This window comes from Rahnella victoriana, from assembly GCF_004330295.1.
Taxonomy (GTDB): Bacteria; Pseudomonadota; Gammaproteobacteria; order Enterobacterales; family Enterobacteriaceae; genus Rahnella; species Rahnella victoriana.
The window spans coordinates 1-26,465 of the sequence record NZ_SJOJ01000002.1 but is presented as its reverse complement, the minus strand read 5'-3'; the positions used below and the strand labels follow the sequence as shown (position 1 = coordinate 26,465).

The 26,465-nt window shown below is 53.9% G+C and carries 25 protein-coding genes; 15 read left to right on the top strand and 10 right to left on the bottom strand.

Annotation, left to right across the window (positions count from 1 at the left end; translation table 11 throughout):
- Positions 1 to 437: 437 nt before the first annotated feature.
- From EYY67_RS01965 to EYY67_RS01950, 4 genes are all read left to right on the top strand, one after another.
- Positions 438 to 2,006, top strand: coding sequence for a pyridoxal phosphate-dependent decarboxylase family protein (locus tag EYY67_RS01965; protein WP_131692698.1), 1,569 nt, complete (start codon positions 438 to 440; stop codon positions 2,004 to 2,006).
- Between the two features lie 13 nt (positions 2,007 to 2,019).
- Positions 2,020 to 3,330: a lysine N(6)-hydroxylase/L-ornithine N(5)-oxygenase family protein gene (locus EYY67_RS01960; protein WP_131692697.1), complete on the top strand. Its 1,311-nt coding sequence runs from the start codon at positions 2,020 to 2,022 to the stop codon at positions 3,328 to 3,330.
- A gap of 14 nt (positions 3,331 to 3,344) precedes the next feature.
- The gene (locus EYY67_RS01955) at positions 3,345 to 5,729 is read left to right on the top strand and encodes a GNAT family N-acetyltransferase (RefSeq protein ID WP_131692696.1); all 2,385 of its coding nucleotides are present in this window, start codon (positions 3,345 to 3,347) and stop codon (positions 5,727 to 5,729) included.
- An 81-nt stretch (positions 5,730 to 5,810) separates the two neighbouring features.
- Positions 5,811 to 7,031, top strand: a complete 1,221-nt coding sequence (locus tag EYY67_RS01950) for an MFS transporter (protein WP_131692695.1) — start codon at positions 5,811 to 5,813, stop codon at positions 7,029 to 7,031.
- A 45-nt stretch (positions 7,032 to 7,076) separates the two neighbouring features.
- Here the strand turns inward: EYY67_RS01950 and lpxM are convergent, their stop codons facing one another.
- From lpxM to znuA, 3 genes are all read right to left on the bottom strand, one after another.
- Positions 7,077 to 8,057 carry a lauroyl-Kdo(2)-lipid IV(A) myristoyltransferase gene (gene lpxM / locus EYY67_RS01945; protein WP_095921792.1) on the bottom strand — a complete coding sequence of 327 codons (981 nt, stop codon included), beginning with the start codon at positions 8,055 to 8,057 and terminating at the stop codon, positions 7,077 to 7,079.
- Positions 8,058 to 8,150: 93 nt separating this feature from the next.
- Positions 8,151 to 9,485 (bottom strand): murein DD-endopeptidase MepM, encoded by a 1,335-nt coding sequence (gene mepM / locus EYY67_RS01940; RefSeq protein WP_119827214.1) that lies wholly within the window; start codon positions 9,483 to 9,485, stop codon positions 8,151 to 8,153.
- 20 nt (positions 9,486 to 9,505) lie between these two features.
- Positions 9,506 to 10,438 carry a zinc ABC transporter substrate-binding protein ZnuA gene (gene znuA, locus EYY67_RS01935; protein ID WP_095921790.1) on the bottom strand — a complete coding sequence of 311 codons (933 nt, stop codon included), beginning with the start codon at positions 10,436 to 10,438 and terminating at the stop codon, positions 9,506 to 9,508.
- A 95-nt stretch (positions 10,439 to 10,533) separates the two neighbouring features.
- Between znuA and znuC the strand changes: the two genes are divergently transcribed.
- Positions 10,534 to 11,292, top strand: a complete 759-nt coding sequence (gene znuC, locus EYY67_RS01930) for a zinc ABC transporter ATP-binding protein ZnuC (protein ID WP_131692694.1) — start codon at positions 10,534 to 10,536, stop codon at positions 11,290 to 11,292.
- A complete protein-coding gene (gene znuB / locus EYY67_RS01925) occupies positions 11,289 to 12,074 on the top strand; it encodes a zinc ABC transporter permease subunit ZnuB (RefSeq protein ID WP_131692693.1) in 786 nt (261 codons plus the stop codon). Before znuC ends, znuB begins: the two co-directional genes overlap by 4 nt.
- A gap of 32 nt (positions 12,075 to 12,106) precedes the next feature.
- On the opposite strand, the gene EYY67_RS01920 is transcribed toward znuB, so the two are convergent.
- A complete protein-coding gene (locus EYY67_RS01920; RefSeq protein ID WP_119827218.1) occupies positions 12,107 to 13,486 on the bottom strand; it encodes a cation:proton antiporter in 1,380 nt (459 codons plus the stop codon).
- A 54-nt stretch (positions 13,487 to 13,540) separates the two neighbouring features.
- Between EYY67_RS01920 and EYY67_RS01915 the strand changes: the two genes are divergently transcribed.
- Positions 13,541 to 13,945 carry an EthD family reductase gene (locus EYY67_RS01915; RefSeq protein WP_242675560.1) on the top strand — a complete coding sequence of 135 codons (405 nt, stop codon included), beginning with the start codon at positions 13,541 to 13,543 and terminating at the stop codon, positions 13,943 to 13,945.
- Positions 13,946 to 14,057: 112 nt separating this feature from the next.
- On the opposite strand, the gene EYY67_RS01910 is transcribed toward EYY67_RS01915, so the two are convergent.
- Positions 14,058 to 14,384: a hypothetical protein gene (locus EYY67_RS01910; protein ID WP_131692692.1), complete on the bottom strand. Its 327-nt coding sequence runs from the start codon at positions 14,382 to 14,384 to the stop codon at positions 14,058 to 14,060.
- 360 nt (positions 14,385 to 14,744) lie between these two features.
- On the opposite strand from EYY67_RS01910, the gene EYY67_RS24650 reads away from it, so the two are divergent.
- From EYY67_RS24650 to wrbA, 4 genes are all read left to right on the top strand, one after another.
- Positions 14,745 to 15,896: a YadA C-terminal domain-containing protein gene (locus EYY67_RS24650; RefSeq protein WP_242675559.1), complete on the top strand. Its 1,152-nt coding sequence runs from the start codon at positions 14,745 to 14,747 to the stop codon at positions 15,894 to 15,896.
- Positions 15,897 to 16,055: 159 nt separating this feature from the next.
- Positions 16,056 to 16,361 carry a hypothetical protein gene (locus EYY67_RS01900; RefSeq protein WP_242675558.1) on the top strand — a complete coding sequence of 102 codons (306 nt, stop codon included), beginning with the start codon at positions 16,056 to 16,058 and terminating at the stop codon, positions 16,359 to 16,361.
- The gene (locus tag EYY67_RS01895; protein WP_095921784.1) at positions 16,358 to 16,582 is read left to right on the top strand and encodes a hypothetical protein; all 225 of its coding nucleotides are present in this window, start codon (positions 16,358 to 16,360) and stop codon (positions 16,580 to 16,582) included. The genes EYY67_RS01900 and EYY67_RS01895 overlap by 4 nt, the downstream gene beginning before the upstream one ends.
- Before the next feature lie 304 nt (positions 16,583 to 16,886).
- The gene (gene wrbA / locus EYY67_RS01890; protein WP_165497931.1) at positions 16,887 to 17,486 is read left to right on the top strand and encodes an NAD(P)H:quinone oxidoreductase; all 600 of its coding nucleotides are present in this window, start codon (positions 16,887 to 16,889) and stop codon (positions 17,484 to 17,486) included.
- 35 nt (positions 17,487 to 17,521) lie between these two features.
- Here wrbA and EYY67_RS01885 read toward each other — a convergent pair whose 3' ends face one another.
- The 3 genes from EYY67_RS01885 to fusA form a co-directional block, all read right to left on the bottom strand.
- Positions 17,522 to 17,833, bottom strand: coding sequence for a CcdB family protein (locus EYY67_RS01885; RefSeq protein WP_095921782.1), 312 nt, complete (start codon positions 17,831 to 17,833; stop codon positions 17,522 to 17,524).
- The gene (locus EYY67_RS01880) at positions 17,833 to 18,069 is read right to left on the bottom strand and encodes a type II toxin-antitoxin system CcdA family antitoxin (protein ID WP_119262237.1); all 237 of its coding nucleotides are present in this window, start codon (positions 18,067 to 18,069) and stop codon (positions 17,833 to 17,835) included. Before EYY67_RS01880 ends, EYY67_RS01885 begins: the two co-directional genes overlap by 1 nt.
- A 139-nt stretch (positions 18,070 to 18,208) precedes the next feature.
- Positions 18,209 to 20,314 (bottom strand): elongation factor G, encoded by a 2,106-nt coding sequence (gene fusA, locus EYY67_RS01875; RefSeq protein ID WP_131692690.1) that lies wholly within the window; start codon positions 20,312 to 20,314, stop codon positions 18,209 to 18,211.
- Between the two features lie 237 nt (positions 20,315 to 20,551).
- Between fusA and EYY67_RS01870 the strand changes: the two genes are divergently transcribed.
- A complete protein-coding gene (locus EYY67_RS01870) occupies positions 20,552 to 20,905 on the top strand; it encodes an ArsR/SmtB family transcription factor (RefSeq protein ID WP_013575288.1) in 354 nt (117 codons plus the stop codon).
- Here the strand turns inward: EYY67_RS01870 and EYY67_RS01865 are convergent.
- On the bottom strand, positions 20,902 to 21,819 hold the full coding sequence (locus EYY67_RS01865; protein WP_195817035.1) for a LysR family transcriptional regulator: 918 nt from the start codon (positions 21,817 to 21,819) through the stop codon (positions 20,902 to 20,904). The two genes, EYY67_RS01870 and EYY67_RS01865, sit on opposite strands and share 4 nt — an antisense overlap.
- 123 nt (positions 21,820 to 21,942) lie before the next feature.
- Here EYY67_RS01865 and EYY67_RS01860 point away from each other — a divergent pair, with 123 nt between their 5' ends.
- Complete coding sequence (locus EYY67_RS01860) at positions 21,943 to 22,527, top strand: chromate transporter (protein WP_095921779.1); 585 nt, start codon at positions 21,943 to 21,945, stop codon at positions 22,525 to 22,527.
- Positions 22,527 to 23,045, top strand: coding sequence for a chromate transporter (locus tag EYY67_RS01855; protein WP_131692689.1), 519 nt, complete (start codon positions 22,527 to 22,529; stop codon positions 23,043 to 23,045). The genes EYY67_RS01860 and EYY67_RS01855 overlap by 1 nt, the downstream gene beginning before the upstream one ends.
- 146 nt (positions 23,046 to 23,191) lie before the next feature.
- On the opposite strand, the gene EYY67_RS01850 is transcribed toward EYY67_RS01855, so the two are convergent.
- On the bottom strand, positions 23,192 to 23,875 hold the full coding sequence (locus EYY67_RS01850) for an O-methyltransferase (protein ID WP_131692688.1): 684 nt from the start codon (positions 23,873 to 23,875) through the stop codon (positions 23,192 to 23,194).
- A 353-nt stretch (positions 23,876 to 24,228) separates the two neighbouring features.
- Here EYY67_RS01850 and EYY67_RS01845 point away from each other — a divergent pair, with 353 nt between their 5' ends.
- Complete coding sequence (locus tag EYY67_RS01845) at positions 24,229 to 26,346, top strand: TonB-dependent siderophore receptor (protein ID WP_095921776.1); 2,118 nt, start codon at positions 24,229 to 24,231, stop codon at positions 26,344 to 26,346.
- Positions 26,347 to 26,465 lie beyond the last annotated feature (119 nt).

Here is a 26,465-nt window from a genome sequence, read left to right as displayed (position 1 = left end):
TTCACTGCGTATAAATATAACTTTTCCTATCAAAAAACCTCACAAATAACAGCAATAAACGAATAACAAATACAGATTCATCCCATGGGATCTTAGCTGAACTTAGTGATAGCAGGATTTTTATGTGAAGCAGATCACATTAGAACACCAAAAAATGCCGTTATGGGCAAATGTTCAATGTCGTTGTTGAATGATAATGATTTGCATTTATAATGATTCTCATTCGTTAAAACCTTGTATACGTCCGCATTAAGGAAATCACACAAGACATATCACTGATTATTTCAGATAACAAAACACATATATCCATACACTTTACAGGCGTGGCCATCAGCCCTGCCTGCTGATGCTTACGTTCACTGAAAAAATCCTGACTTTATCCGGGCGGCCTCCCCACGCCCGCTGCGGATAAAAAGGACACACATTAAGGGTCCATGATGAGCCAGATAAATAATTGGGAAATAATGCCGGTCAGCGCCAAAGACCTTACTATGTCTCAGGCGAAAATAAGCCAGAATGAGGGTTATATTTTTAACCAACACAGCACGCAGGAATGGCAGGCACACATTGAGCAAGGGATTGAATTAATTAAATCCCATATTAACCATACTGAGAAACCTTTTTCAGGTGTCTCCCCCGCGGAATTAGCCGAGCAATTTCGCCATATTGATCTGACCAAACCTTTAGACGGAACACGGCTGGCGCTGGAGGAACTGGATGATTTATATCTGCAACACGCCGTCTATTTTCATCATCCCAAATACCTCGCGCACCTCAACTGTCCGACGGTGGTCCCTTCCCAACTGGCGGAACTGTTTATCAGCGCCATTAACTCCTCGGTAGACACCTGGGATCAGAGCGCAGGCGGCACTTTAATCGAACAAAAAGTCATCGACTGGACACTGGCCCGTATCGGATTTGGTGCGCAATCGGATGGCATCTTCACCAGCGGCGGTACCCAGTCAAATCTGATGGCGATGCTGCTGGCGCGTGACAGCCACTGCAAACGTACCCGCCCGCAACACAGCATAAAATATCAGGGGCTGCCGCCGGAAGCTAACCGCTGGCGCATCTTCAGCTCCCAGGTAAGCCATTTCAGCATTCAGAAATCTGCCGCCCTGCTCGGCCTGGGTTATGACGCCGTGGTGCCGGTTGCCTGTGACAGCGCCTTCCGTATGGACATGAGTGCGCTCAAAGCCGAAATCGACCGTTGTCATGCCGAAGGGCTGATCCCGATTGCCGTTGTTGCCACCGCCGGTACGACAGACTTTGGCAGCATCGACCCGCTGAATGACATTGCAGAAATCTGCCGCAAAGAAAAAATCTGGATGCACGCTGACGCCGCATACGGCTGTGGCCTGCTGGTATCCCCTCAGCATCGCCAGCGTATTGAAGGCATTCATCTGGCGGATTCCGTCACCGTGGATTACCACAAATCCTTCTTCCAGCCGGTCAGTTGCAGCGCGTTCCTGGTTAACGATCACAGCCATCTGGAGCACGTCACCCATCACGCCGAATACCTGAACCCGCTGAGTGCAAAACTGGAAGGCACGCCGAATCTGGTGAACAAAAGCATTCAGACCACCAAACGTTTCGATGCGCTGAAAATGTGGCTGACGCTGCGGATTATGGGCCAGCAGGCGCTGGGTGAATCCTTCGATGTGCTATTGGCACGCGCAACCGAAACCCATCAGATGATGGAGCAGAACCCGAATATCGAGGTGCTGCACAAGCCGGAACTGAGCACGCTGGTGTTCCGTTTCGTTCCGCGTATGTCGATGAACCATGAACAAATTGATGCGATCAACGCCGGGATCCGCAAGGCGATTTTCCGCGACGGCAGTGCCGTGATCGCCGGTACCAAAGTGCATGACCGTCAGTATCTGAAATTCACCTTACTGAACCCGACCACCACCACGGAAGACGTTGCCGACGTGCTCAGCCTGATCACGCATTACGGCAAAGAACTGACAGCCGCCGCGCTGAGCGCCGCGAAAAACCGGTAACAGGAGCTGCATCATGAACATCACCCCAGACACGCAAATCTACGATTTTATCGCCATCGGCATCGGCCCGTTCAATCTCGGGCTGGCCTGCCTGACCGAGCCGGTGAAAGAGCTGAACGGTCTGTTTTTAGATCAGAATGACAGCTTCGACTGGCACACCGGCATGATGCTGGAAAGCGCGCATTTACAGACACCGTTTATGGCGGATCTGGTGACGCTCGCAGACCCGACCAGCCCATACAGCTTTCTCAATTACCTGAAAATGAAAGGTAAACTTTACTCTTTCTACATCCGTGAAGATTTCTTCATGATGCGCAAAGAGTTTAACCAGTATTGCCAGTGGGCCTGCCAGCAACTGACCAGCCTGCAATTCTCCACGCGCGTGGAACTGGTGACCTGGGATGCGGAACAGGAATGTTATCTGGTCGCGGCGCGCTCTACCAAAGGCGGCGATAAGCAGGTTTACCCCACCAGACGGCTGGTACTGGGCACCGGCCCGTCGCCGTGGATGCCTGCCTGCGCCCGTGATGCGGGCAAAAACGTGCACCATTCCTCAGCCTATCTGCCGAACAAAGAGCAGGTACAGAACGCCCGATCCATCACCGTGGTCGGCAGCGGTCAGAGCGCCGCTGAAATCTACTACGACCTGCTGTCCGACATCGATAAACACGATTACCACCTGACGTGGGTCACCCGCGCGCCGCGTTTCTACCCGCTGGAGTACAGCAAACTGACGCTGGAAATGACCTCGCCGGAATACATCGACTATTTTCACGACCTGCCGATGGCCAAACGCGACCAGCTCAACCGGGAGCAAAAGTGCCTGTATAAGGGCATTAACATCAGCCTTATCAACGATATCTACGATCTGATGTACATCAAACGCCTCGACGGTCCGCTGAAGGTGGATCTGTACACCCATTCCGAACTGACCGCGATGACCCGCAACCGCAGCGGCGAACTGGAAATGAGCCTGCTGCATCACGAACAGCAGCAGGAATACCGCCACCGCACCGAGTCGGTGATCCTCGCGACCGGTTACGGCTATCAGCCGCCGCAATTTATCGAAGGTATTTACACCCACATTCAGTGGGATGAGGCAGGCCGTTATGCGGTCAACCGCAATTACAGCATCGATGCACACAACCAGATTTTTGTGCAAAACGCCGAGCTGCATACCCACGGTTTCGTCACCCCCGATCTGGGCATGGCGTGCTACCGCAACAGCACCATTATTCGCGAAATGCTGGGGCGCGAAGTCTATCCGGTGGAGAAATCCATCGCTTTCCAGACCTTCTGCACCCGCGGCCTTGCCGGAAACTAACGGAGAACGTATCCATGTCAGAACCCTTATCCGCCCGCGTCTATTCGTGCCAGCGCGCCGCCGGAACAGTGACCTTCCGCCCGCTGGATTTGCAAAAAGATGCGGCCGTGTTACACGGCTGGATGATCCAGCCTTATGCGCATTTCTGGGGCATGCAAAACAGTACCGTCGCCGACGTCGACAGTTTTTACCGCGACCTGACCAGAGGAAAACCTCAGGCCGCGCTGATGGGCGAAATCGACGGTCAGCCGCAATTTCTGATCGAATGTTATCCGGTGCAGGACGACCCGCTGCATGAGCATTACGAGGTGCAGCCGGGGGATATGGGCATGCATATTCTGCTCTCTCCGGCGGACAAACCTGTCGCAGGTTTCAGCTGGCAGGTATTTTCCGCCGTGATGGAATACCTGTTCAGCCAGCCGGAAGTGAAACGCGTGGTGGTCGAGCCGGATGTGCGCAACGAGAAAATTCACAAGCTGAATAAACGCGCCGGTTTCCGCTATCAGAAACAGATTCAACTGACACATAAAACTGCATGGCTGGCATTTTGCCAGCGTGAAGATTTCATTCAGGCCAGCCAGAAGGAAAAAACCACTATGACTCCCGCGACTCTGCAAACCGGTCAGCACCTGCAACCGGACATCTGGGCGAAAGCCAATGCCCTGCTGTTGCGTAAATGCCTGTCAGAACTGACGCACGAACGTCTGCTGGCCCCGCAGGCACTGAAAACTACCGGCACCTGGACGGATTACCAGCTGGCAGTGCCGGCGTCGGAAATTGAATATCGCTTCCGTGCGCGTCAGTTGCCCCTGAACGACTGGATGATTGACCTCGACAGCATTCAGCGTCTGGATAATTTCAACCCGCAGCCGCTGGATGCCGTCAGATTCATCATTGAATTCGCCGATCAGATTGGCATTTCCCAGGCCATGCTGCCGACCTATCTGGAAGAAATCAGCAGCACGCTGTACAGCAGCGCCTACAAACTGGTGAATAACCACACCACAGCCAAACAGCTGTCTGAAGCCGATTTCCAGACCGTAGAAGCCAGCATGACTGAAGGCCATCCGAGCTTTATCGCCAACAATGGTCGTATTGGTTTCGATGCCGGTGACTACGTGCGCTATGCGCCGGAAGCCGCCAATCCGCTGCCACTGGTGTGGGTCGCGGTTCACCACGACAAAGCGCATTTCGCCAGCGTCGCGGGTTTGCCGTATGAAAAACTGATCGCTGAAGAACTGGGTGATGCGCAAATTTGTGCCTTCACGCAAAAGCTGGTGGATACCGGTGTTGACCCGAAAAAGTACTATTTCATGCCGGTTCACCCCTGGCAGTGGCAGAACAAACTGCTGACTGTTTTTGCCCCGGACATCGCCCGCCAGTTCCTGATTTATCTCGGTGAAGGTGAGGATAACTATCTGGCACAACAGTCAATCCGTACCTTCTATAACGCCAGCCGTCCCAAAGGTCGCTACGTCAAAACGGCGTTGTCGATCCTCAATATGGGCTTTATGCGTGGCCTGTCGCCTTACTACATGGCGACCACGCCGGGGATCAACGAATGGCTGGCCGATCTGGTCGAAAACGACGCTTACCTGCAATCCACCGGTTTCAGCATCCTGCAGGAAGTGGCTTCCCTCGGTTACCACAACCATTACTTTGAACAGGCCATTAAAGGCGACAGCGCGTATAAAAAAATGTTTGCGGCGCTGTGGCGCGAAAACCCTGTCGCCCGGTTGCAGCCAAATCAGCGTCTGATGACCATGGCCGCCCTGCTGCATACCGATAAACATGGCGATGCGCTGATTGTCGAGATGATCAAATCATCCGGTCTGGCGACCGGTGACTGGCTCAAACGCTACATGCACGCCTATCTCAGCCCGCTGCTGCACTGCTTCTATCAGTACGATCTGGTGTTTATGCCTCACGGTGAAAACCTGATCCTGCGCTTTGAAAATAACATCCCGGTGAATGCCTTCATGAAGGATATTGCCGAAGAAATCGCGGTAATGAACCCGGACGCCAATTTGCCTGAAAAAGCCAAACGTCTGGCGGTGGACGTTCCGGAGGATCTGAAAATCCTGTCGATCTTCACCGACGTGTTTGCCGGTGTGTTCCGCTTTATCGCCCGTATTCTTGAAGAGCATGGCGATTATCCGGCCGGTCAGTTCTGGCAGGTGGTCGCCGACGTGGTGCGTGATTACCAGATTCAGTATCCGGAACTGGCGGAGAAATTTGCCCGTTATGACATGTTCGGTGCCGAATTCACGCACTCCTGCCTGAACCGTCTGCAACTGGCGAATAACCAGCAGATGATTAACCTGTCGGACCCGGCACAGAACCTGAAATTTGCCGGAACGCTGGAAAACCCGATCGCGGCGTACGCTAACCGCTACTGAATAAAACGTTAACGTAATGCACTTTAGCGCGGCTTTCACAGGCCGCGCTTTTTCAATGTTGAGTACCGGAGAATTATCGTTATGTCGTCCCTTTCACCGCCTGCCTCCACACTCAGCGCGCGCCAGTGGCTGTTCCCGTTGTCGCTGGTATTATTCGAGTTCGCCACCTATATCGCCCACGATATGATCCAGCCCGGCATGTTGCAGGTGATCAGTGATTTCAGCGCCAGCGCCGACTGGGTGTCGACCTCGCTGACCGCCTATCTGTGCGGCGGAATTTTGCTGCAATGGCTGCTCGGCCCGCTGTCCGACCGGCTGGGTCGCAGACCGGTTTTACTGGCTGGCGTGGCCTTTTTCACCGTCACCTGTTTGCTGACCGTTTTCACCCGCAATATCGAACAGTTCATTCTGATGCGTTTTTTGCAGGGCATGAGTCTGTGCTTTATCGGTGCTGTCGGGTACGCCGCCATTCAGGAAGCGTTCAGCGAAACCCTGAGCGTCAAACTGATGGCGCTGATGGCGAACATTACCCTGATCGCCCCGCTGCTCGGACCGCTGGCGGGCGCGGCGTTTATTCATTACGCACCGTGGAAAGCGATGTTTGCGTTGTTTGCTCTGGTCTCGGCTTTGTCATTCTGGGGATTATGGCGCAGCATGCCGGAAACCGTGTCAGGTCGTGGCGAACGCTTCTCCCTGCGCCGACTGCTGAGCGATTACCGTGAAGTCTTCAGCAATTCCGGCGTGATGCTCGGTTCGCTGTCCATCGGGCTGATCACCCTTCCTCTGCTGGCCTGGGTGGCACAGTCGCCGGTGTGGCTGATTCAGGATGCGGGAATGACGCCGCTTCAGTACGGAGGGTTGCAGGTGCCGGTGTTCACCGGGCTGATCATCGGTAACATCACCCTGAGCAAACTCAGCGGAAAAGTGAATATCCGCACACCGGTCTGGTCGGGCATCATTCCGATTGTCCTCGGCCTTGCAATCAGCGCGTATGCGTCGCTGTTTATGGTGCATGCCTGGCTGTGGATCATTGGCGGGCTGAGCCTTTATGCGCTGGGATCAGGGCTGGTGAATGCCGGACTTTACCGCCTGACGCTCTTTTCCAGCCCGACCGGCAAAGGCACCGTCGCGGCCGCGCTGGGGCTGATCACCATCGCCGTGTTTGCGGCGGGCATCGAAGTCGCCAAGCAACTCTATTTTGCCTGCGGCAACGGGATTTTTATGCTCACAGGCATGTTCTCCGGCGTGGCCGGGGCAGTGCTGATCGCGGTATTTCTCCGACGTTCCGTGAAAAAAGCTTAAAAAAAAGCTGAGGTGCGAGCCTCAGCTTTTCAGATCTTTATTCGCTTACTTTTTAGGGTAAAGTTCTTTGCGCGAATAGGGTTCCGGCTCGCCCGGTTTACGGGTTTTCAGCAGTTTGAGGATCCAGGTGTATTGCTCCGGATTCGGCCCGACCAGCACCTCCACTTCCTCATTCATTCTGCGCGCGATACGGTTATCGTCCGCCGTTGCCAGATCGTCCATCGGCGGGCGTACGTAGATATCGAGACGTTGTTCATGGCCGTTATACACCGGGAACAGCGGCACGATCGCGGCGCGGCAGACTTTCATCAGGCGACCCACCGCAGGCAATGTCGCTTTATAGGTCGCGAAGAAATCCACGAATTCGCTGTGTTCCGCACCGTGATCCTGATCCGGCAAATAGTAGCCCCAGTAACCCTGACGTACCGAACTGATAAACGGCTTGATGCCGTCGTTGCGGGCATGCATGCGGCCACCAAAACGGCGGCGCACGGTATTCCACAGATAATCAGTCAGCGGGTTTTTCTGATTATGGAACATGGCCGCCATTGGCTGACCTTCCGCCGCCATCAGCATCGCCGGAATATCCACCGCCCAGCCGTGGGGCACCAGGAAAATCACATTTTTACCTTCCGCTTTCATCTGATCGACAATGTCTTTGCCGTGCCAGTGAACGCGCTGCATGACTTTTTTGGGATCGCGGATCGCCAGTTCAGCCATCATCACCATCGATTGCGGCGCTGTCGCGAACATCTCATCAATGATGTGCTCACGCTCAGCTTCCGGGGTTTCCGGCAGGCAATACAACAAATTGATTTGTGCACGGCGACGCGCGCCTTTGGCAAACTTTCCGGCCAGACGGCCGAGACTGCCTAAGATCGGGTCACGGACTTTTGCGGGCAAATACGCCATACCGGCCATCGCACCGACGCCCAGCCAGACGCCCCAGTAACGTGGATGATAAAAGGTTTTCTGAAACTGTGGGATGAACTCTACGTTGGATCGTTTTTCTTTTTCTGGCTGCATGCTCAGGCTCTTATATCAAATTCTGGCTTAATGATAAGTGCCGTGAGTTATTTTGCAATAAATCACGGCGGCTAATCATTAAAACCTAAGCGATCAGTCAAACTTCAGCTGAGGAACAACCTGACGAACGGTGGCCAGATAAGTACTGCGATCTTTACCTGTCAGCCCTTCGGTACGCGGCAATTTAGCGGTCAGCGGATTCACTGCCAGCTGGTTAATCCACATTTCGAAGTGCAGATGCGGACCGGTGGAACGGCCGGTATTACCGGAAAGCGCGATGCGGTCACCGCGTTTAATTTTCTGACCCGGTTTCACCAGAATTTTGCGCAGATGCATATAACGGGTCATGTACTGACGACCGTGGCGGATCGCCACATAGTTACCCGCTGCGCCGCCATTTTTGGCAACCACCACTTCGCCATCACCGACAGCCAGCACCGGCGTCCCGACAGGGACGGCGAAATCGACACCACGGTGTGGCGCAATGCGGCCCGTCACCGGATTGAGACGACGCGGGTTGAAGTTAGAGGAGACACGGTATTGTTTGCCGGTCGGGAAACGCAGGAAGCCTTTCGCCAGCCCGCTGCCGCTGCGGTCATAGAACTTGCCGTCTTCGGCACGCACGGCGTAATAATCTTTGCCGCCGGTACGCATACGCACGGCCTGCAATTCGCTTTGCTCGTTCTTACCGTCCAGCACTTCGTGGGACATCAGCACGGCAAAGTCGTCGCCTTTCTTCAGTTTGCGGAAATCGAGTTGCCATTGCAGTGCTTTAATCACCGCGCTGACTTCGCCGCTGCTCAGCCCCGCCGCTTTCGCGCTGGTGACAAAGCTGCCGTTCAGCGAGCCTTTGACGACGGAATCCCGCCATTCGCCTTTCAGGGTTTCCAGCGAGGCTTTAAAGCTGTTGCCGGAGCGGTCAAAGGTGTACGTCTCACGGCGCGATTTTTCCCAGGTCAGACGCTGTAAATCACCGGCATCATTGAGTGTCCAGGAGATCTGCTGCCCGACTTTCAGGTTACGTAAATCACGGTTAGCGTCAGACAGCGCGGCGATTTCCGACATATCAATGCCGTACTGATTCAGGATACTGCTGAGGGTATCGCCGGTTGACACGACATATTCATGAACACCCGCTTCATTGACGGTTTTATCGTCAAGGTCATCTTGCGGGATATCGTCGTCAGCGGGAGGAGACTGGTCGATAGGTTCACTGGCTTCAGGTAGCAATGAACGCAACTGCTGATTATCGAGGGTAATGTTTTTAACCAGCGGTCTGGTATCAGAAAGGTCGTTGTCCGGGTGATAAGCTAACGGTTTCCATACGGCCACAGCCAGTGTGACGACGGTAAGTGACCCCAGCATAATGCGGTGGGGCCGTGGAAGGTTGCTATACGCCAGAGCGATAGATCGGGCTATCAGCTGCACTTAAATTCTGTCCTTTTAGCTTACTTCAGGCAGCTCAGGTACTGGTTCGTCAGCTGTGACAGAAAGTTCACATAGCTGTCCGCACCCAGTGCAATGCCGCTCCCCAGCGGATCCAATGTGCCCATACGCACTTTTGTTCCCTGGGCAACAGCCGTGATGACGGCTGGCCTGAATTGTGGCTCAGCAAAAACGCAGGTCGCTTTTTGCTCAACCAACTGTGTTCGAATGAGGTGTAATCGCTGTGCACCGGGTTGAATTTCAGGGTTGATCGTAAAGTGACCAAGTGGCGCGAGGCCGAAGTGTTTTTCAAAGTAACCGTAAGCGTCGTGAAAAACAAAATATCCCTTACCCTGCACAGGCTGCAGCATAGTACCAATATTTTTGTCAGTTTTTGTCAATCCGTCTTCAAATCGTGCCAAATTTGCATCTAATTGTTGCTTTTTCTGCGGAACCAGCTCTGCGAGCCGGTCATGGATCACAATTGCCGCTTCACGGGCGATTTCCGGCGACAGCCAGACGTGCATATTATATTCGCCATGATGGTGTTCATCGCCGTCATGATCATGCCCGTGATCATGGTCATGCTCGTCATCATCACTGCCTTTGAGCAGCAGCGGTTTCACCGCCGGTAACGTGGCGATCGCCACCTGACGGTTTGGTGGCAACTGGGCCACTGACTTGGTCATAAAGGCTTCCATTTCCGGCCCGACCCACACCACCAGATCGGCGCTGCGCATACGCTGAATGTCGGAAGGACGCAGGGCAAAATCATGTGGCGATGCGCCATCCGGCAGCAAAATCTCGGTCGGCATCACCCCGTCAGCAATGGCTGATGCGATAAACCCCAGCGGACGGACGGAGGCAAGAACGGCAGCCTGCGCGCTGAAAACGGCTCCTGAACTCAATATTGCGGCGGCCAGAAACATCCGTTTAACGCTTTTTTTCTGTATCATGCGGGGTGAACTCATCTTCAGGTTGGGGGAAAACTGGTTATTTTTCGCGAAACGCAATATTATAACATCCGATTTGTTCTGCAAGACCCTATGACATGCCCACTTTAGCTACGCTCCAAAATATTTCAGTGACCTTCGGTTCGCGACGCGTGTTGTCTAACATCTCGCTCAGCTTGCAGCCGGGAAAAATTCTGACCCTTCTCGGCCCGAACGGCGCGGGAAAATCGACATTAGTGCGCGTTGTGCTTGGCCTGATCCCGCCAACGGAAGGCACGATGATCTGTGAACCGGGTTTACGCATCGGCTATGTGCCGCAAAAAATCCATCTCGATCCGACCATGCCCCTGACCGTCAGCCGCTTTATGCGCCTGAAACCGGGCGTGAAGAAAGACGATATCCTGCCTGCGCTGAAACGCGTACAGGCCGCGCATCTGCTGGATCAGCCGATGCAGAAATTGTCCGGTGGTGAGAATCAGCGAGTCCTGCTGGCGCGTGCATTAATGAACAGCCCGCAATTGCTGGTGCTGGATGAACCGACGCAAGGCGTTGACGTCAACGGGCAACTCGCGCTTTACAACCTGATCGACAGCCTGCGCTGCGAACTGGGTTGTGCGGTGCTGATGGTGTCGCATGATTTGCATCTGGTGATGGCAAAAACGGATGAAGTGCTGTGCCTGAACCAGCACATCTGCTGTTCCGGCTCGCCGGAAGTGGTCTCCACGCATCCGGAATTTATTGCCATGTTCGGCAACCGTGGCGCGGAGCAACTGGCGATTTATCGCCACAATCACAACCATCGTCATGATTTAAAAGGGAAGATCATTTTACGTAATACCGGAGGTCGTGACGCATGATTGCGCTGTTATTACCGGGCTGGCTGGCCGGTGTGTTACTGGCTGTCGCGGCCGGTCCGCTGGGTTCGTTCGTGGTCTGGCGTCGTATGTCCTATTTTGGCGACACGCTGGCGCACGCGTCACTGCTCGGTGTCGCTTTTGGCCTGCTGCTCAATATCAATCCGTTTTATACCGTTATCGCCGTCACGCTGTTACTGGCTATCCTGCTGGTCGCGCTAGAGCGCAAACCGCATCTCGCGGTGGATACCCTGCTGGGGATCATGGCGCACAGCGCGCTGTCGCTCGGTCTGGTCGTGGTCAGCCTGATGTCCGGGGTGCGGGTGGATCTGATGGCGTATCTGTTCGGCGATTTGCTGTCAGTCACTTACAGCGATATCTGGATGATTGCGGCCGGTGTCACGGTGGTCATTGCGGTCTTGTGCTGGCAATGGCGCGCATTGCTTTCCATGACCATCAGTCCGGAACTCGCCCATGTCGATGGCGTGAACCTGCAACGGTCGCGGATCATTCTGATGCTGGTCACCGCCCTGACCATCGGGCTGGCCATGAAATTTGTCGGTGCGCTGATCATCACCTCCCTGCTGATTATTCCTGCTGCCACGGCGCGTCGTTTCGCCAAAACGCCGGAACAGATGGCCTCCGTTGCCGTGGCCGTGGGCATTATTGCAGTCACTGCGGGCCTGACCTTCTCCGCGTTTTATGACACTCCGGCAGGCCCTTCGGTCGTACTCTGTGCCGCCGTGCTGTTCATGCTCAGTATGGGCAAAAAACAGATCGCCTGACAGCAAAACGGACGCCATCGGGCGTCCGTTTTTTATGCCTCTTTTTCCTGATTTTTTTCCCGTTCTTCGCGTTCTTCCCGCGCCGCTTCCTGTCTCGCCTGACGCCAGTGTAATACCGGCGATACCGTTACGCCGTGGATCACCACGCTGGTAACAATCACCGTAAAGGCAATATTGGTCATGTAATTGGCGTCCGCGCCATGCAACCCGTGCGTCCAGGCGTAGGCGATATAGTTCATGCTGCCGATGCCCCGGATACCAAACCAGCCGATCATCAGCCGCCTGCCCTTAGGCACATGGACGCCAAGGGTGGTGATATACACCGCCAGCGGACGGATGACGATAAACAGCAGCGCCGCGATCAGTAATCCCATCGGTTCCCAGTGCTCAGCCAGCGTGATGCCGAGCACCATGACAATCCCGGCGGCAAAAATGCGTTCAATGGTATCGCCAAAGGAAAGCGCATCGCCGACCATCAGCCCGATAGAATTACGCGGCATTTCTGCCTGCATCGAATGACGCTGATGCGGATTGACCATCCCTTCGGCCGGTGGCGGACGCGAGCCGTCGGTCAGATCCTCCGGCGGATGCATTGAAACCACCCGCACCTCGGCGCTGCGCAGCCCGACACCGGCCGCAAAGGCGGCCAGAAAACCGGAAGCATCGAGAGACTGCGCGGCGGCATAACTGAGCGCAATCAGCGACAGCGCCAGAAAATCACTGGGAGCGACCGTGCGCTGACGGCTGTGAAAACGTGTCGCGCTCAGCCCCACCAGTTTCCCCATCGCAAATCCTATCGCCAGCCCGCCCAGTAAAGCCCACACCACATCGCGGCCCGCCCAGTGCCACAGTTCCTGCGAGGACACCCCGTCGTGGGCGGTAATCAGCATCAGGGCCAGCATCAGGATCGGCAGCGCGGAACCATCATTCATTCCCGCTTCGCTGGACAGCGCGACGCGCAATCCGTCATCGTCATTAGCGTCATTCACTGCGATCATGCTGGCCAGCACCGGATCCGTTGGCGCGATAATCGCACCCAGCGCCAGTGCCAGCGGCCAGGAAATCCCGGTGATGTAATGGGCAATCACCGCGACACAAAGCACTGTCAGTAACATCGCCGGAAAGGCCAGCAATACGCCGACGCGCCAGCTTTGCGCACGAAACGGCAGCCGCAGCTTCAGACCGGTAATAAACAATGACGCCGCCATGGCGATCTCAGTGAAATGGGCGGTGAGGGTGGAATACGCCACCAGATCGATATGCAATAAATCCAGAACCCAGGGGCCGCAGACAATACCCGCCGCCAGATACAAACCAAACGTCGTCACCGGTCCGCGGGAAATCCACCCCGACGCCAGTGACATGATCAATAGCAGTCCTCCGACTGCCGCTGTCCAACCTAAAAATCCCATGCGTATTCCATGCTAAATATCAATCCATTAAGCATAGTACATATGAGCAGATGAATGATTTTTCAGATAAATATCATCGGGCACAAATGGCGAGGCGCGACCGTGGCCGGTACGCTAAAATTGGTTTTTATCCGTAAACAGACGAGAGACGACGTGATTAAATACAGCGTGCTTTACCCGAACATTAAAGGCGGAACCTTCGACCATGATTATTACCGCGATGTGCATTTACCGCTGATCAAACGCCGCATGGGCGAGTATTGCCATTCTTATGCCATCGACAAAATGCCCGAGGGCGCACCGGCAGAGACCCCATTCATTGCTGCCTGCCATATCTATTGCCTCTCAATGGAAGACTTCGAAAAAGGCATGAAAGATAATGCTGCAGATTTCGTCGCGGATGTGGCGAACTTTACGAATATCGAACCGGTGAAGATGATTTTCGACGTTGTTGTCTGAAGTTGATGTCTGAATAAGTCACCCTGCTCTTCTGATAAAAATGGCGATTAACCCGAAAGTTAATCGCCTTTTTTATCGCCCGTCAGCTGCGGCAAACATCCTGCCCGCTGCGTTATTTGTTCAATAGCTTTTTGATCGCCGGGCTGGGTTCACGTTTAATCGTATGCAAAAACTCCTGCACTCTGTCATTGACGGCATAGTCGGCAGTCACACCAAAATCCTGCACTATCGCCCACTTTTCAAATAATGCTTCATCACTGTTGCGCATGTACCAAAGCATTCTGACAGCAGTAACGGCCACTTGTGGGATTTGCGTCACCGTGCCGTTGATCCACTTATTTAACGTGCTGCGCGGCAGTCCCAACAGGATACACAACGCGGGCTGATCGATATCCAGCCTCCGGACATAGTCCAGGAACTCATTTGCGTTATCTGCCATTCACTTATCTCCCATTTTTTTAACCCTGCATATTGTACAAGAATCTCATAGAGATTTCATCCCGTCGCTATTCGCTACGAAAATTCCTAATTCTTTACATTCCAGACACTCAAATTTGTGTCCATTAGCGACAAACAAGCGCGCTAAGTGAAACAAATTCATGTAGCGCTATAAGTTTACGTTTCTTGACATAAGTCAAACGTTCGGTGAATTCGTGAAGCAAGTCACATTCACCACATGTATGATTTTAGCAAGGAGACAAAAATAGCGTTCTGATAACGCTTCTTATTTGTCGCTAACAGATACTTATTTCAAGATTGGAAAAAACAAATGAAGATTGATAGCAGCCCTAGAGCACGAATGATGAAAACAAATAAAATCGCACTGGCCGTCGTTTTAATCATTGGGGCAGTCAATGTGGCTCATGCTGATATAACCACCGAAGCATGGGCACATCAGTACAACACTGGGCACGAAAATCTTTACTCAGCTGCAGCAATCGCAGCTTTCCATAACCTTACGGAAGATCAGCAACAATCGATCATCGATTCACTTCACTATGATGAGCGTCCCCAACCACACCCTGACACGGTGGATCATCAGGCAGTCAGTAACGAAATCAATGGCAAACTTCTGGTGATTGATAATCAGCGCCGCACTGAAAACCAGCACCCCGACCCAAACGCAGTTGATCTCGCCAACTACGGTCAGAAAAATGATCCAACGGGTCAACCACTGGACGTTGAGAAACAGATTCAGAAAAAAGAAGCTCAACAAGTTGCCGCACGATATGCAGCGGCCAATGCACCGCGTGATGGTCTTAATGGCAAAGACGGTAAAGACGGTAAAGATGGCATCAACGGAGTTAAGGGCGATACCGGCTTGACGGGCGCGGGTGGCAAAGATGCCGACATGTCTAAAGTCAACGCCAACAGCGACGCGATTAAGAGCGACGAAATGTCAGAAGCGAACCGTCTGCGGACTTCAATGCAACATGTGGATGTTAATGTACTCGCTAAAACGGCTCAGAGCTCTACACAAAAGACACAGGCAGAAACGAAAAAACAGATCGCTGCCGTTCAGGCTAAAGTCGCTCATGAGCAGCAAATTGAGCACATTTATTATGGTCAACAAATTCAGCAATTAGCCGCAGAAGATCACGTTGAAGTCCTTTCGGAATCTCACAGCCGCGCAGCCGCAGATGCTCAGGTGTTGCAGCAATCGCAGGATTACACCAACTCAAAATTCTCCGCGTTAAAATCTGAGGTTGATGACAACAAAAAAGAAGCCGCTGCCGGATCGGCTTCCGCTATGGCACAGGCCAATATCCCTCAGGTGCAGGAATCCCAACAGTTCGCGGTGGGTGCCGGTGTCGGCGGTTATGATTCACAAAACGCCCTGTCCGTGGGCGCTTCATTCCATGCCAGCAGATCCACCATTGTCAAAATGTCAGTCTCCGACGATACGCAAAGTAACTTCGGTTACGGCGCTGGCGTGAGTGTCGGCTGGTAAAAATTCAGGGGGGACTCGTCCCCCATCTTTCCAATACGGGTAAAAAAAATGAAAAAACTTCTAGTCATTGCTGCGCTGACCCTCCTTTCAGGCTGCTCCACTCAGGCGTCCAGAATGGCGGACTGTCAGTCACAAGGCATATCAAAAGATACGTGTTACATGGCAGAGCAAAATCGTCAGACGTCCATTCAGAGCGTGGCGCTGAAGCAGGCGATGGAAAACTCGGCGAAGCAATATGCGCAGGCAACCAAAAAAGTCGTTCACGCCCGCATTAAAGGGATTGATGTCAAAATCTTTCCCGCTGACAAGCAGGGATATATCGAAGGGACTGCAGCATACCTTGATGAAGATAACGCGGATGCTCAGGTCTATCGCAAAGGTATTTTCACAGCGATTTATTACAAACGCACCCATAAGCTGGTTCTGATGCGTGACGGACAAATCTACGGAAGGACGCCGATATGAAAAAACACCACACCGATCAGTTCAGACATCTGCCGCCGGGGCAGCAATATACCTGCCTGAAAATGTTACAGCGCGTCGAGGAAACCCCGCTGACCGACGGGGTGACCGGCGTCGCCGTGTCAGTGATGATGAAGGACGGACACACAGCCACGCTGAGCAAATTCATTGCGAAGCCGGATGAAGTCTCAGTGCTGGTCAGCTGGGAAAAAGAAAGAGAATAATGCACTCTGACTACGTTTATATCTCCCCCCTTCTCTCCCGCCAGTCCCGCACTTCTGTTCTAGTATATAGAGGTGCGAAACCCACCTTCTCTGCACGCATTGCCCTAATTAATTGATGAGCCTGTTCAAAAATTTGCGTTTGTAACTCACGGCCTGTGGGCGGACGATGGACACTCTTGCCCATCACAACCGCCGGGCTGGCGGAGGAGTAAACGTGGGATTTTTAAGCGGATTTTTCGCCCGTATTGCAGGTCAGAAACCCGCGCAAGATACGGAAAAAACATCACCTCATGAGGAGTTAAAGATGGCAAAAGTACTGGTTCTCTATCATTCCATGTATGGTCATATTGAAACAATGGCACAAAGCGTTGCTGAAGGCGCACGCAGCGTCCCCGGGGTTGAAGTCACGATAAAACGCGTCCCTGAAACCATGCCTGAAGAAGCCTTTAAGGCTGCCGGTGGCAAAACCGGCCAGACGGCAGAAGTCGCCTCTCCGGCTGAACTCGCTGATTACGATGCCATTATTTTCGGTACGCCGACCCGCTTCGGTAACATGACCGGCCAGATGCGCACCTTCCTCGATCAGACCGGAGGCCTGTGGGCCAAAGGCGCACTGGCAGGCAAAGTCGCCAGCGTATTCAGCTCAACCGGCACCGGCGGCGGTCAGGAAATGACCATCACCTCGACCTGGACCACCCTCGCCCACCACGGCATGATCATCGTCCCGATCGGTTACACCACACCTGAACTGTTCGATATTTCACAGGTTCGCGGCGGCACGCCTTATGGTGCCACGACGATCGCCGGTGGCGACGGTTCCCGTCAGCCAAGCGCGGAAGAACTGCGTATTGCCGTGCATCAGGGCAAACACGTGGCAACCATCGTCAGTAAACTGGTCAGCTAGATAACCGCGTAAAATAAGGCGCAGAATTCTGCGCCTTAAATTCCCATCACCAGTAAGTCCAGGGCTGCAACAACATCAGCACGATGAATATCTGCATTTAACACAGGTTCATGGCGTAGCTGCGTCGCACTCACGCTGGTCAGGAGATTAGTCATCAACACGTATTGATGATTTTGGATCCTGATAAGGGGATGCAGATGCCTGATGGGTTTCAGGTTGCTAAGTGCAGTTAGCGGCACCACGATCCGCTCATTGAGTCTTTCAAATAAGGGATTCTGAATATCCATAAAATAGGGATAAAGATTTTTTCCTTCTCCCTGATTTTCGTATACATCAAATTGCGCCATTACAACACTCCGCGTCCCTGAGAAAAGAGTCCTGCCTTTTCAGTGAAGGCGTTGCAGGAATCCATTGCTTGCTGATTTTCCTCTAAGAAAAGTTTCCTTTGCTTCTCTTTCACCGCTTCTCCTAACGCTTTATCAAACGTTGCTGAAAGATTAATGCCGAACACTTTGGCCTGTTCTAGTAAATCGGCACTCAGCGTGACATTGGTTCGTTTTTTATTTCCGGCTACTGATGACATAACACCCTCTTCATACACACCCGAGATGCGCATTATCGTGTCACACAATAAAGGCATAAACTATTAAATCCTTTTCTACGGCCAAAAAAACGGCCCTTGCGGACCGTTTTGTCTCTGGCGAAGATTACGCCGTTTTTGCTTATTTACCACGCGACGCAATGATGTTTTCAGCAACATTGCGTGGTGCCTCGGCATAGTGGTTGAATTCCATGCTGTAGGTTGCACGCCCTTGCGACATCGACCGCAAAACGGTGGAGTAGCCGAACATTTCAGACAGCGGCACTTCGGCTTTGATAATTTTACCGCCGCCGCCCGCGATCTCTTCCATGCCCTGCACGGTGCCGCGACGCGATGACAAATCGCCCATCACGCCACCGGCATACTCTTCCGGTGTTTCTACTTCCACTTTCATCATCGGTTCGAGGATCACCGGATCTGCACGTTTCGCCGCTTCCTTGAAACCAAAGATCGCGGCCATTTTGAACGCCATTTCCGAGGAATCGACCTCGTGGTAGGAACCGAAGGTCAGCGTGACTTTCACATCCACCACCGGATAACCGGCCAGAATGCCGTTGTTCAGCGCTTCCGTGACCCCTTTTTCTACCGCCGGGATATAGTCGCGCGGCACCACGCCCCCTTTGGTCGCATCGACAAACTCAAAACCTGTGCCTGCCGGCAACGGTTCGAGCGTGAAGACCACATGACCGTACTGACCTTTACCGCCGGACTGACGCACAAACTTGCCTTCGACATCTTTCACCGTTTTGCGCACCGTTTCACGGTACGTTACCTGCGGTTTGCCGATGTTGGCTTCCACGCCGAATTCACGTTTCATACGGTCGACGATGATTTCCAGATGCAATTCGCCCATCCCGGAAATGATCGTCTGGCCGGATTCCTCATCCGTACGGATGCGGAACGACGGGTCTTCCGAGGCCAGCCGTGACAGCGCGATGCCCATTTTTTCCTGGTCGGCTTTGGTCTTCGGCTCGATGGCCTGCGAGATCACCGGATCCGGGAACTCCATGCGCACCAGCGTAATAATATCCGACGGGTCGCACAGGGTTTCGCCGGTCGTCACATCTTTCAGCCCGACGCATGCCGCAATATCACCGGCACGGATTTCGTCAATCTCGATACGGTCATTGGCATGCATCTGCACGATACGGCCAATACGTTCTTTCTTGCCGCGCACCGGGTTATACACGCTGTCGCCTTTTTTCAGCACGCCGGAATAAACGCGGACAAACGTCAGCTGGCCGACATAGGGGTCAGTCATCAGTTTGAACGCCAGCGCCGAGAACTTCTCGCTGTCATCGGAATGACGGAACACTTCGTTACCGTCTTCGTCTGTACCGGCAACCGGTGGAATATCCAGCGGAGACGGCATCAGTTCGATCACGGCATCGAGCATCCGTTGCACGCCTTTATTCTTAAACGCACTGCCGCACAACATCGGCTGAATTTCACCGGCGATGGTGCGCAGGCGCAGGCCTTCGGTAATTTCATCCTCGGTCAGCGTGCCTTCTTCGAGATATTTATCCATCAGCGCGTCATTGGCTTCGGCCGCAGCGGAGACCATTTTTTCACGCCACTCTTCCGCCAGCGCCTGCAATTCTGCCGGAATGGCGTCATAGGTGAAGGTCATGCCTTGTGTCGCGTCGTCCCACAAAATGGCGCGCATTTTGCGCAAATCCACCACGCCGGTGAAATGCTCTTCCTTGCCGATCGGGATCACAATCGGCACCGGATTGGCTTTCAGGCGATCGACCATCATCTGACGGACACGGAAGAAATCGGCACCCTGACGATCCATTTTGTTGACGAAGGCCAGACGCGGCACTTTGTATTTATTGGCCTGACGCCACACGGTTTCAGACTGCGGCTGCACGCCGCCGACGGCGTCATACACCATGACGGCACCATCGAGAACACGCATGGAACGTTCCACCTCAATGGTGAAATCCACGTGCCCCGGAGTGTCGATAATATTGATACGGTGCTCATCGAACGAGTGATCCATCCCGCGCCAGAAACAGGTCACGGCGGCAGACGTAATGGTGATACCGCGCTCCTGCTCCTGAGCCATCCAGTCTGTGGTCGCACCGCCGTCATGCACTTCTCCCAGCTTATGATTCATGCCGGTATAGAAAAGAATACGCTCGGTGGTGGTGGTTTTACCTGCGTCGATGTGTGCTGAGATACCGATATTGCGGTAGCGCTCGATTGGCGTTTTGCGAGCCATATAACGTCCTTACTGGTTGATGGCTAAGTTGGCGGAGAGTGGTTTTCACGTCCCGTCACAAAGTATTGAGTACTAAAATTCTTAATGCGGAGAGTATACTACAATTGTACGTGTATATTCGTACAATTATTTTATTCTATCGATGAAATTGGTCTGAGGCCGTCGCGTTGTACAGCAGCAAAGGGATAGGCTATATTGCGCGGCCGCCGATGAACGACGTGAAAGTAAAGGAACAATATGATAGCCAACCACCCTGAGCGCGAGCAGATCCGCCTCGAAAATGTCCTGACTGCGCTGGGCAACCCGTTACGTCTGGCGGTGGTGCGCACGCTGGCGAAAGGCGGCGAACATCCCTGCGGCACCTTATTGCAGGGCCTGTCGAAATCAACGCTGACTCACCACTGGCGCGTATTGCGGGACAGCGGCGTGATCTGGCAGCGTCCGGATGGCCGCGCCAATTTGCTCTCCCTGCGCCGCGAAGACCTCGACGCCCGTTTCCCCGGCCTGCTTGATTCCCTGCTCAGCGCCATCGAATCCGACGGCATCACGCTGGAATCCACCCAGAAACATATTTCTGAGCAACATCTTTAATCTGGCGTTAACTGCGATTTTACCAGCGCACAAAACGTATTGATTATAGCCGATGAATGGCTGTCTTCCCGTCGCGCGAGATACAGTGGCGCACTGAGTTGCGTGGCGGCATCCAGCGGTAAAAACACCACGCCCTCACCGCCGAGACGGGTCATGGATCCCGGCACAATCGAAATCCCCAGCCCCGCGCCGACCAGGCTCAGACAGGAGGTTAACCGCGGCGCTTCCTGCACAATATGCGGGCTGAAACCGGCGCGGACATACGCTGCCAGTATGGCATCGTACAACCCCTGCCCGGCGCGGCGGCGATATAACACAAAAGGCTCATTGCTCAGATCTTCCAGTCTGAGCGGCTGACCGGCGGTTTGCGACGCCAGTTTGTGTCCGGCCGGCACCGCCACCCACATCGGTTCTTCCAGCACTTTCTCCATCTCTAATTCCGGCATATCTTTGACCCGCATACGCACAAACGCCACATCCAGCTCACCCGCCACCACGGCGCTGAGTAACTCGCCGCTGCCGCTTTCTTCGAGTTGTGTACTGACCGCCGGATAGATTTCCCGATAGCGCCGCAGCAGTGCGGGCACAAAAGTATGCAACGCGGCGGAGCTGGTAAAACCAATACGCACGCGCCCCTGCTCACCCTGCGCGGCACGCTGCATGGCGGCGCTGAGTTGCGCGGCTCGCGCCAGTACCGCACGCGCTTCCTGCAATAACACTTCGCCCGCTTCGGTCGGGATCACCCCGCGCGGTAGCCGGTTTAACAGCGCAACACCCAACTCCTGCTCCAGCCCCTGTAACAAACGGGTCAGCGGCGGTTGCTGGATAAACAGCCGTTCTGCGGCACGGGTAATACTGCCCGCTTCCACCACAGTGACGAAGGCATGCAGACGTTTCAGTTCAATCATATCCATACCCTCAGGGTATCTTTTGGCATTAATAAAGGCATTAGACATCATGGCACATCCACGCGCATGATCCTTAACAGAATTTACGCCTCTGGCGGCTTTGAATTACATTTGAGGGAGTGGGTGAAAATGTCAGCACAAACGCAGGAAAAATTAATGCCAGATACTGATGACCAGACCGCGCCGCACCCCGGTTGCGGACAACTGTTTATGGGCTTTTTCGTCCTTGGCCTGACCGGTTTCGGCGGCGTGTTGCCCATGGCGCGACACATGCTGGTGGATAAACGCCGCTGGCTGACCGCCGGACAGTTCACCGAACTGCTGGGCCTGTGCCAGTTCTTGCCAGGCGGCAATATCATTAATCTGTCGGTGGCGCTGGGCATGGAGTTTCGCGGGTTGCGCGGTGCGTTATCCGCCTTACTCGGGCTGATCCTCGCACCGACGATTTGCGTCGTGCTGCTCGGGCTGGTGTATGCGCGTTATCAGAATGAACCGCTGGTGGAACATTTATTTGCAGGGATGGCGGCAGCGGCGGCCGGTTTACTGCTGTCGACCGGCATCAAAATGCTCGCCCCTTTGCGCGGTAAATGGCTGCAACTGGCGCTGGTGGCGGTGGGGGTGATTGCCATTGCCGCGTTCCGCATGCCGATGCTGCCGGTGATGCTGGTGCTGGCACCGGTCAGTATTTTCATCTGCGCGAGAGGTAAATTCTGATGCCGGTTTTACTTTCTCTTGCCCTGTTATTTACCGAACTTTCCGTGATGGCCTTTGGCGGCGGAAATACCATTCTCCCCGAGATGCAACGTGCGGTAGTGGACGTGCATCACTGGATGAGCGCGCAGGAATTCAGCGCCCTGTTCGCGCTGGCGCAGGCGGCGCCTGGCCCGAATATGATGATCGTGCCGCTGATTGGCTGGCAGGTCGCGGGATGGTCAGGATTGCTGGTGTCTTCGCTGGCAAAATTTGGACCGTCTTCCATTATCACGCTGATCGTGATGGGCGGCTGGAAGCGTTACAAAGACCGTTCGTGGCGACAGACCATCCAGCGCGGGCTGGTGCCGGTGACCGTCGGGCTGGTGGTATCGAGCGGATTACTGATTGCCAAAGCCTCGGCGACCACGCTGACGCTGGCAGGCGTGATCGCCCTGTGTACCCTGCTCGCGCTCAATAAACGCATTCATCCGCTGTGGGTACTGGCCGTCGGCGCAGTGCTCGGGCTGTTATTAGGTTGAAATCATTGCGAAGCAGATCGCAATATTGAGCAGGTAAACTGCCGTCATCCATGGAAGCCGTACTCAAACAACAGTCTGATATGCCGCATGACAGCGAAAATCCATTGTTTGACATTGGCTTTGGTCTGGCGCGTTAAAGCCTTCGGTTAACGGGTCACCCGCGCCAGCACAAACCCGTCCCAGCCTTTGCTGCCGACGGTTTGCAGCGCGGTCGCCGATAACCGCGGTTCCTGCTCAATCATCTCAATAAAGCGACGCACGCCCTGCACCCGGGCGTCGTCGCTGTGCGGATCGGCCACCGCCCCGTCCCGCACCACGTTATCACCGATAATTAATGTTCCCGGCTTCGACAATTTCAGCGCCCATTCCAGATAAAGCGGGTTGTTCGGTTTATCAGCATCAATAAAAATCAGATCAAACGGCGCTTCAGCCGCCAGTGTGGGCAACGTTTCTGACGCGGGTCCGCTATGCAACGTAATTTTGTCCTGCAGACCCGCGAGGTCAATATTGGTCTGCGCGACACGGGCGTGATGCGGATCGGCTTCCAGCGTCACCACTTTACCCAGCGCCGGTAAGGCCCGCGCCAGCCAGATGGTGCTGTACGCACCCAGAGTGCCAATCTCTAACACTTTTTGCGCGCCAGTGATCTGTGCGAACAATGCCAGTAATTTCCCCTGATTCGGCGCCACATCGTGCGCGGGTAAACCGGCGTGATGATTGTTTTTCAGCACCTGATCTAACACAGGATCGCTTTCGACTAAATGGCTCACCAGATAGTGATCAACCGCCGCCCATTTATCGCTGTATTCCGCCTGCCTCTCCTGAACCATTCCTGCCTCCCGGCCGTGACTTATGCGTAAATAAAACGTTAAAAAACTCACTATTAACCCTAATCTCTTCCGACGAGTTTGCTCAGTTTTTTCTGCCGCCACTCAAAAAACCATCAATTTCATGCGGATAAAAATGCGTCACTTCACACTTTTGGCGTAAAGTTCCCTTGAGTTTATAAAATAATAATGATAACAATTATCATTAAGTTTAACATTCGTCTCGATTCTGTTAAGTTGCCGCCCTTCAATGTGCGGCGGCTTTCGTGCGGAACATATGTTGGCTTTTGGGTTTATTACACACGCATAAATTAATCACTCGATAATTAATTGAGTTATTTATAGGGACTATGAATATGTTGTTGGCTTTCCCCCTCAAACGCTCGGTGCTTATGTGCGCCCTGGCGCTGGCTGTGCCGGCTGCCTCTATGGCTGCTGAAGATACCGTCGTTGTCAAAGCCGCACCTGCGGATACCGCAGATGCACCGACGCAGGGTTACAGCGCGAAAACCAGTAAAAGCGCGACGAAAACCGATCAGCCACTGATCACCACCGGACAGGCAGTTTCTGTTGTCACCCGTCAGCAAATGACCGACCAGAACGCCACCACCGTGAACGCCGCGCTGAACTACACGCCGGGCGTCTTCACCAACTTTGCCGGTGGTGCCACGCGTTATGACACCATTTCCCTGCGCGGTTTCCACGGCGGTGACGTCAACAACACCTTCCTCGATGGCCTGCGTATTCTCAGCGATGGCGCGACCTACAACTCCATTCAGGTGGATCCGTGGTTCCTCGAACGTATTGATGTGGTAAAAGGCCCGTCCTCTGCCCTTTATGGTCAGAGCATTCCCGGCGGTGTCGTCGTGGAAACCACCAAGCGCCCGCAGTTTGCTGAAGAAGGTCACTTCCAGCTTTCCGGCGGCACGCAAAATACCAAAGGTGGCGCGTTCGATTACACCAACGCCATCAACGATCAGCTGGCCTTCCGTCTGACCGGTATGACCCGCAGCAGCGACACGCAGTACGATCACCAGCGTGAAGAGCGTTACGCGATTTCTCCACAGTTACTGTGGACGCCGGATGAAAACACCTCGCTGTTACTGCGCGCTTATTTGCAAAAAGATCCGTCCGGTGGCTATCACGCCGCGGTTCCGGCTGACGGCAGCCTCTACGGTCAGAAACTGAGCCGTGGATTCTTCGATGGTGAAAGCACGCGCAACCAGTTCAAACGCTGGGAGCAAATCTACAGCTACGAATTCCAGCACGCATTTAACGACGTCTGGTCATTCCGCCAGAACGCCAACTACACCCATTCCAATACCGAACTGGATCAGGTGTATCAGGCGGGCTGGAATGCGGATCGTACCGAGATGAGCCGTTACTATTCCGGTGAAAAATCGTCTCTGGATACCTTCGCGATTGATAACCAGCTGGAAGCCGATTTCGCCACCGGTGAACTGGCGCATAAAGTGGTGCTGGGCTTTGACTACTCCCACTTTATCAATGACGTGAAATCTGACGGTGCCTACGCAGAAAACCTCAACCCGTATACCGGTGTGGGCGGTGATGCGCTGGATTATTACAGCCTTAAGCGCGGTAAAAACCGTTATGAGCAGATGGGCACTTATCTGCAAGATGAGATGAACTGGAACAAATGGTATCTGACTCTGTCAGGCCGTTACGACACGCTGAAAACCTCCAGCCGCAGCTACGAAAGCATCTACGGCACCACCAGCAACAGCGAACGTAAAGACAGTCATTTCAACAGCCGTGCTTCCCTGCTGTACGCCTTTGACAGCGGCATTTCTCCGTACGTCAGCTACAGCCAGGCGATGACACCGTCTGCCCTGCCGGGCGCTGATGGCACCCTGCTGAAACCGATGCAGAGCGAGCAATACGAAGCCGGGATCAAATACCAACCGGTCGGCACCTCCGATATGTACAGCGCGGCGTTGTATGATCTGACGCAAAAAGACGTGGGTAACCGCGTGGTGGTCGGCAGTTATTATGAGCCGGCAGGGAAAATCCGTTCGCAGGGTCTGGAGCTGGAAGCCAAGAAACAGGTTACCGAACGCTTCAACGTCATGGCCGGTTATACCTATAACAAAGTGCGTATCCGTGATTCCGCTGAAAACAACGGCAACACGCCGTATGTGACGCCAAAACAAATGGCGTCCATCTGGGGTCAGTACAACACGCCGATTGGGGTGGATATGGGTGCGGGCGTGCGTTACATCGGCACACAATGGGCGGATAACGAAAACACCCGTCACATGCCTTCTGCCACGCTGGTCGATGCGTCACTGCGTATGAATCTGGTGCAGTTTAATCCGCAGCTGAAAGGCGCGTATGTACAGCTGAATGCCAACAACCTGTTCGACAAGAAATATGTCGCAGCCTGTTACGGCACCAGCTACTGCTACTGGGGTCAGGAACGTACCGTGGTAGCCACTGTAGGTTATGACTTCTGATAGATTTTTCAGCTCCTCCCCCTGCGAAGGGAGAGGCTGGGAGGGGGTTTTAAGGGCTAACACCTTGTTTAAGAAAACCTTAACTTTTTGATTTATTACTTAATACCCCACCCCAACCC

Bases quoted from the DNA above. Each gene is read 5' to 3' on its own strand.
- znuB (WP_131692693.1), top strand. From the start codon at position 11,289: ATGATTGCGCTGTTATTACCGGGCTGGCTGGCCGGTGTGTTACTGGCT.
- EYY67_RS01915 (WP_242675560.1), top strand. From the start codon at position 13,541: ATGATTTTTCAGATAAATATCATCGGGCACAAATGGCGAGGCGCGACC.
- EYY67_RS01865 (WP_195817035.1), bottom strand. From the start codon at position 21,819: ATGGATATGATTGAACTGAAACGTCTGCATGCCTTCGTCACTGTGGTG.
- EYY67_RS01950 (WP_131692695.1), top strand. From the start codon at position 5,811: ATGTCGTCCCTTTCACCGCCTGCCTCCACACTCAGCGCGCGCCAGTGG.
- EYY67_RS01895 (WP_095921784.1), top strand. From the start codon at position 16,358: ATGAAAAAACACCACACCGATCAGTTCAGACATCTGCCGCCGGGGCAG.
- EYY67_RS24650 (WP_242675559.1), top strand. From the start codon at position 14,745: ATGATGAAAACAAATAAAATCGCACTGGCCGTCGTTTTAATCATTGGG.
- EYY67_RS01880 (WP_119262237.1), bottom strand. From the start codon at position 18,069: ATGTCATCAGTAGCCGGAAATAAAAAACGAACCAATGTCACGCTGAGT.
- EYY67_RS01845 (WP_095921776.1), top strand. From the start codon at position 24,229: ATGTTGTTGGCTTTCCCCCTCAAACGCTCGGTGCTTATGTGCGCCCTG.
- EYY67_RS01900 (WP_242675558.1), top strand. From the start codon at position 16,056: ATGGCAGAGCAAAATCGTCAGACGTCCATTCAGAGCGTGGCGCTGAAG.
- znuC (WP_131692694.1), top strand. From the start codon at position 10,534: ATGCCCACTTTAGCTACGCTCCAAAATATTTCAGTGACCTTCGGTTCG.
- EYY67_RS01885 (WP_095921782.1), bottom strand. From the start codon at position 17,833: ATGGCGCAATTTGATGTATACGAAAATCAGGGAGAAGGAAAAAATCTT.
- fusA (WP_131692690.1), bottom strand. From the start codon at position 20,314: ATGGCTCGCAAAACGCCAATCGAGCGCTACCGCAATATCGGTATCTCA.
- znuA (WP_095921790.1), bottom strand. From the start codon at position 10,438: ATGATACAGAAAAAAAGCGTTAAACGGATGTTTCTGGCCGCCGCAATA.
- EYY67_RS01960 (WP_131692697.1), top strand. From the start codon at position 2,020: ATGAACATCACCCCAGACACGCAAATCTACGATTTTATCGCCATCGGC.
- EYY67_RS01850 (WP_131692688.1), bottom strand. From the start codon at position 23,875: ATGGTTCAGGAGAGGCAGGCGGAATACAGCGATAAATGGGCGGCGGTT.
- EYY67_RS01920 (WP_119827218.1), bottom strand. From the start codon at position 13,486: ATGGGATTTTTAGGTTGGACAGCGGCAGTCGGAGGACTGCTATTGATC.
- EYY67_RS01955 (WP_131692696.1), top strand. From the start codon at position 3,345: ATGTCAGAACCCTTATCCGCCCGCGTCTATTCGTGCCAGCGCGCCGCC.
- EYY67_RS01870 (WP_013575288.1), top strand. From the start codon at position 20,552: ATGATAGCCAACCACCCTGAGCGCGAGCAGATCCGCCTCGAAAATGTC.
- EYY67_RS01910 (WP_131692692.1), bottom strand. From the start codon at position 14,384: ATGGCAGATAACGCAAATGAGTTCCTGGACTATGTCCGGAGGCTGGAT.
- EYY67_RS01855 (WP_131692689.1), top strand. From the start codon at position 22,527: ATGCCGGTTTTACTTTCTCTTGCCCTGTTATTTACCGAACTTTCCGTG.
- lpxM (WP_095921792.1), bottom strand. From the start codon at position 8,057: ATGCAGCCAGAAAAAGAAAAACGATCCAACGTAGAGTTCATCCCACAG.
- wrbA (WP_165497931.1), top strand. From the start codon at position 16,887: ATGGCAAAAGTACTGGTTCTCTATCATTCCATGTATGGTCATATTGAA.
- EYY67_RS01965 (WP_131692698.1), top strand. From the start codon at position 438: ATGAGCCAGATAAATAATTGGGAAATAATGCCGGTCAGCGCCAAAGAC.
- EYY67_RS01860 (WP_095921779.1), top strand. From the start codon at position 21,943: ATGTCAGCACAAACGCAGGAAAAATTAATGCCAGATACTGATGACCAG.